At 65.5% G+C, this 5,226-nt stretch carries 4 protein-coding genes and 1 tRNA gene; 2 read left to right on the top strand and 3 right to left on the bottom strand.

Annotated features, from left to right (window positions below):
- Positions 1-146 precede the first annotated feature (146 nt).
- Together ppk2 and IOC69_RS13175 are read right to left on the bottom strand one after the other, a co-directional pair.
- Positions 147-1,052: a polyphosphate kinase 2 gene (gene ppk2 / locus IOC69_RS13180; protein ID WP_290544017.1), complete on the bottom strand. Its 906-nt coding sequence runs from the start codon at positions 1,050-1,052 to the stop codon at positions 147-149.
- Positions 1,053-1,076: 24 nt separating this feature from the next.
- Positions 1,077-2,705, bottom strand: a complete 1,629-nt coding sequence (locus IOC69_RS13175; protein ID WP_290544016.1) for a CYTH and CHAD domain-containing protein — start codon at positions 2,703-2,705, stop codon at positions 1,077-1,079.
- A gap of 123 nt (positions 2,706-2,828) precedes the next feature.
- Here IOC69_RS13175 and IOC69_RS13170 point away from each other — a divergent pair, with 123 nt between their 5' ends.
- Both IOC69_RS13170 and IOC69_RS13165 read left to right on the top strand, forming a co-directional pair.
- On the top strand, positions 2,829-3,263 hold the full coding sequence (locus tag IOC69_RS13170; RefSeq protein WP_290544015.1) for an NUDIX hydrolase: 435 nt from the start codon (positions 2,829-2,831) through the stop codon (positions 3,261-3,263).
- Between the two features lie 661 nt (positions 3,264-3,924).
- Positions 3,925-4,605 carry a PhoH family protein gene (locus IOC69_RS13165; protein ID WP_290544018.1) on the top strand — a complete coding sequence of 227 codons (681 nt, stop codon included), beginning with the start codon at positions 3,925-3,927 and terminating at the stop codon, positions 4,603-4,605.
- A 254-nt stretch (positions 4,606-4,859) separates the two neighbouring features.
- Here IOC69_RS13165 and IOC69_RS13160 read toward each other — a convergent pair.
- Positions 4,860-4,935: transfer RNA gene (locus tag IOC69_RS13160), tRNA-Thr, on the bottom strand.
- Between the last annotated feature and the right edge of the window lie 291 nt (positions 4,936-5,226).

The raw sequence follows: 5,226 nt of genomic DNA, 5'->3' as shown, positions 1-5,226 counted from the left end.
CGCATCGGAATCTGTGGACAAAGGCCCTCATCCGCCCTTCGGGCACCTTCTCCCATCCTTCGGACGGGAGAAGGGAACCCATATGCGATAGCCCTCCCCACGAGGGGGAGGGAAATCCTAATGGAGTCAATTGACCGCCCGGCGCTCTAGTATTTTGCCGGAACGTACATTTCCGCCGGGATGGGCCCGCGTATGTAGTCGGGATTGTGCACGCGGGCCGGCAGGACAACGTCTGGCCTCACGATCTCCTCATAGGGAAACTGGCTGAGGAGATGCGCGATGCAATTAAGCCGCGCCCGCTTCTTGTCCACCGCCTCGACGACCCACCACGGCGCTTCGGGGATGTTGGTGTGTTCCAGCATCGCCTCCTTGGCCTTGGTATAGGCCTCCCAGCGCACGCGCGACTGCAGGTCCATCGGGCTCAGCTTCCACTGCTTGAGCGGATCGCGGATGCGCATCAGGAAGCGCCTGTGCTGCTCCTCGTCGGTGATCGAGAACCAGTATTTCACCAGCTTGATGCCGGAGCGCGCCAGCATCTGCTCGAACTCGGGGCAGCTGCGGAAGAACTCGACGACGTCATCCTCGGTGCAGAAGCCCATCACCCGCTCGACGCCGGCCCGGTTGTACCATGAGCGGTCGAACAGCACGATCTCGCCCTTGCCGGGCAGATGCGGCACGTAGCGCTGGAAATACCACTGGCCGCGCTCGCGCTCCGAGGGGGCTGGAAGGGCGACGACGCGGCAGACGCGCGGGTTCAGACGCTGGGTGATGCGCTTGATGACGCCGCCCTTGCCCGCGGCATCGCGGCCCTCGAAGATGACCACCACCTTCTGGCCGGTGGTGGCCACCCAGTCCTGCAGCTTGATGAGTTCGCGCTGCAGGCGGAACAGTTCCTCGTAATAGAAGCGACGGTTGAGGCCGGGGCTGGCGCCCTCCCCGATATCGGCCAGCGCATCCAGCCGTCCGTCATCAAGTTCCTGCTCAAGTTCCTCGTCGAGGCTGTCGAGCCAGTCCTGCCTGACATATTCCTCGTCCAGAAGCTGCGTGTTCATGTGCGCTCTCCTTCAGATGACCGCTCACGCCCAGAAGGCGCCGGAGCGGCGAAAATTCTTCCACTTCCTTGTCAGATGCGTGTCGGCAACGAGCGTGGCGTGGCGGTAGAAGCCGAGCAGGTAACCCGCCGCGAACTGCGCCTGCGCATCGGCTGCAAGCTCCAGCGTGCCGATGAAGGCTTCCGTCGTGGCGGCATCGTTGTGGGCGCCCAGGTCTTCCTGCAGGTCCGAGACCAGGCTCAGGAAATTGCGCTGCTCCTTGTCTTGCGCGAAGAGCGGGCCGAAAAACTCGACCGCATAGCGCAGGTTCTTGAGCGCAATGCGCAGCTCGTGCCGCTCCTCGTCCGGCATTTCCGGCAGGCGCTTGCCGCGCTTCAGCACCCGCCGTCTGAGCCGGTCCAGAACCTCGCCCGCGTAATCGCGCGCCGGCAAGGTGAGAAGGCCCAGATCCTGCGGGCCGAGCGCCGTGCGCCAGCTGCGCTTCAGCAGGAATGTCTGAACATCGATGACGAAGAGCGAGGTGGCGGCGTCGTCGATCGTGCGGCGCGCCGCGGCATAGCTCTCGACGCGGCGGCGTTCCACCGCCTCCAGCAGCGGCGCGGCGGCGGCAAGGCGCCCGGGCTGGCCGTGCAGCGGCCCCGCCAGCGCATTCTGGCGGAAGGCGTCACACTCGCGCGCGGGCCCCAGTGCCGAGGCGATATCGCGCGCCCTCGCGCGGATGTCCTTCAGTTCCGGCAGGACGATGCGCCTGCGGAAAATGCCCAGCGCGCTGCGCAGGCGGCGCAGGGCAACCCGCAGCTGGTGGATTGATTCCGGCGCATCCGAATCGCGCAGCGGGGCCCAGTTGGCGGTGAAATGCGCGAGGCAGCCCGCGATCACCGCGGCGACTGCATCATCGAAGCTGGCCGATGGCGCGAGCGTGCTGGGCTGCGCCTTCTGCGGACGCGCCGCCGCCCGCTCCGCCAGCCGGTAGCCCCTGCCGGCCTTGGGTTCGAAGGCGAGGCTCAACCCGCAATCCTGCGCCAGCTGGCGCGCCAGGGCCAGCAGGTCGGCCGCATTGCCGCGCTTCAGCTCCAGCTCCACCTCGGTCAGCGGCCGACTCTGGTCATTGGCCAGAACAACACCGTCGTCAAGCGCAAGCTCGATGTCGGAACGGCCATGGCGGATCATGGCGGTGCGGCGCTTCACCTGGGTCTTGAACACCGGGCTGAGCGGCTGCCCGCCAAGGACGTCCCTCAGCCGGTCGCGGATGGCGGGTTCGAAGAGCTCGATGTTGGCATCGCCGCCCGGTGAGCGTGTTTCCACCTCGCCGCGCGCGAACAGGTCCTCGGCGGTTCCGCGCGGCCACTTGACGCCAAGCACCGGGATGGCCCGCCCCTTGCGGCGCAGGCGGAGGGTGAGGCCGGCCTGCTGCAGGCCGCGGCCAGGCGTATCGAAATAGATGGACAGCAGCTCGCGCTCCGGTGCGAGGGCAGCACCCCGCAGCGGCTGTGCGGCGAGAATGCGCTCCAGCGCCGGCCGGTCTGCCTGGAACTTGACCTCGATTTCGGTGAAGGCGGGCTTGGGTGGCTCATCGGGAGAAGCCGCGGAGGGGGAAGCCGGGGAGGGGGAAGCCGGGGAGGGCGCAGCCTGCTCCGCCTTGTCGCCGCTCATGATATCTGATTCTTTCGCATGCGCATCCCAGCCAATTTTTCAACGCCCGATATATGTCGTGTGTGTGACGGCAAAGGCCGCCATACTTGAGGCCGAATCACGTTTTCCGCCGGTATGTTTCCCATGCTCCAGCAGTTCGCCGCCCTTCCCGTCAGGATCAGCGCCGATGGCGCGATTGAGGTGTATCTGGTCACCAGCCGCGGCAGCGGACGCTGGATCATTCCGAAAGGCAACCCGATCCGCGGCCTTGCCCCGCATGACGTTGCGGCCCGCGAGGCGCGCGAGGAGGCGGGCCTTGTCGGGCCGGTGCTGCCGCGGCTGCTCGGAAGCTTCGACTTCCAGCGCGCGCGGGGCGTCGCCGGCAAGACCTGCCTCATCGACGTCTATCCCATGCATGTGGAGAGGCAGCTGAAGAGATTCCCGGAAAAGCGGGAACGCACCGTGCGCCTCTTCGATCTCGGCACGGCGCTGGCCATCGTGTCCTCGCGGCCGCTTGCCGAACTGATCGAGCGCTACGCCATGGAGCTGAACGCACAGCCGCTTGCGGTCGGAACGTAAGGCCAGACTGGGCCGCGCCGCCCGCCGCCGACCTGCCATATGCGTGGTCCTGACCGTGAGGCTGGCGCGGCCACCCATGGTCCGGACCCGCGTCTTGCGCCCATCGCCCAACCCAATGAGGCCGTCCCGGATATTGCCGCCGCGCGCCACAAGCATGCGCCAGTCATCCGGCGAAAGCAGGAACCTGCGCTCGATCCTGACGTTCATGGTTTCCCTGTTTGCGTGTCTGCCTCTTGATAGGCAGGGGCATTGTCACAATCAACCGAAGCTCTGCGTGCCGCCGCTCAACCGGGTGTCTGGCATTGCAGGGTCATCGGCGGTCGTGGCTGCGGCGGGGCGGTCGTCAAACTGTCACGCGAATCATGACGACTGCCGCCATGCATGGTTTTGTCATTGCCGGTCACGGCGATAGCACCGCGATCTTCCCGGGACTCCGCGCTTTGGATTTGGCACAGGCCGGGAGGTTGTTCCTCCGCCGGCCGCACATCTGCGTTTTCTTTGGTTTCACGCGAAGGAGAAGCGAATGGGCAAAACCAGGACGAAGGTGAAGGCGCGGGACAAGCGCCGCCACCGGGCATCGGAGGAAGCCGACATCGGCGCCGTCATACCTTTCAGGAAAAAGAAGTTCGGGGCGGAACGCGCGCCGCCGCCCATCATCGCGATGAACCGGCGCCAGGCTGAATATCTCGCCCATCTCAGGACCAGCCCGCAGGTTTTCGTGCTCGGCCCGGCGGGCACGGGCAAGACCTGGATCGCCGCCACCCATGCCGCGGACCTATACCGCGCCGGGTCGATCGCCAGGATTATTCTGACCCGCCCCAATGTGCCCTGCGGGCGCTCGCTGGGCTTCTTCCCCGGCACGCTCGAAAGCAAATTCGCGCCCTGGACCGTGCCGGTCACCGGCGCCATCCGCGACCGCCTCGGCGGCGCCGTCTACGATGTTGCGGTGAGGAACGGCGACATCGAGGTCGTTCCCTTCGAGGTGATGCGCGGCCGCTCCTGGAAGGACGCCTTCATCCTCCTCGACGAGGCCCAGAACACCACGGCAATCGAGATCAAGATGTTCCTCACCCGCGTGGGCGAGGGCTGCACCACCGTCATCAACGGCGACATTGCACAGTGTGACCTGCAGCAGGGGTCCGGTCTGCAGGTGGCCATCGCACTTCTTCGCGCGCGCCAGCTTCCCGTGCCGGTGATCGAGTTCTCCGCCGATGACATTGTGCGATCCGGTCTCTGCGCAATGTGGGTGCGGGCCTTCGAGGAGGGCGGTTCCGGCCAGCGGATGGAGCCGCCTCCGGTCGACCGGCAGGCGGCGTGTTGCGGACGCCATGCGAAGCTGTGAGAAATAGGGTCCCCGTATTATGGACACCCCCGCGCACGCCGCTGAACAAACCTTGCATTGCGGATGTCTGGACTTTGCATGCGGTTTTGCGGCCTGAAAGCCGGTTTTGGCCGGGCAGGGCGCGCGTCGGCGCGGCCGGGCGGATGATATTGCAGGCGGCGCAGGTCAGTATAGGCATGGCCTGCACCGCAGCGGGACCCTGCGCGCACGATCCCTGGCAGCCCCGTCTCAGTCAACCATAATCAGAAAACAACTGGTGCCGCTTGCGTGACTCGAACACGCGACCCCATCATTACGAATGATGTGCTCTACCAACTGAGCTAAAGCGGCTGACCGACGCCGCGGGATATAGGGTATTTCGCGCGTGCCTGCAACCGGCGCCTTGCGGGGACAGGGCTCCGAACTCAAGTTAACGCGCTAGCTTTATTGCGATCTGAGTGATTCCGTTGGTTTTCCTGATTCGGAGGAGCTCATGGACGATTTAGTACTACAGTTGCGTCTGCGATAGATTTGTGATTCCTGCCGCTTTTGGCGGGAGGACGACAATGGTCGCGGAGTGGTCGGGCGCGTTGCTGGAGTGGGAGGCGGAGCTTGCCTCGCTCAAGGCGAGAATTGGCGAGG

This window comes from Aestuariivirga sp. (assembly GCF_020252405.1).
In the GTDB taxonomy this organism is placed as follows: Bacteria; Pseudomonadota; Alphaproteobacteria; order Rhizobiales; family Aestuariivirgaceae; genus Aestuariivirga.
Note: the sequence above shows the minus strand (reverse complement) of the source record. Positions and strands in the feature narration are given on the sequence as shown.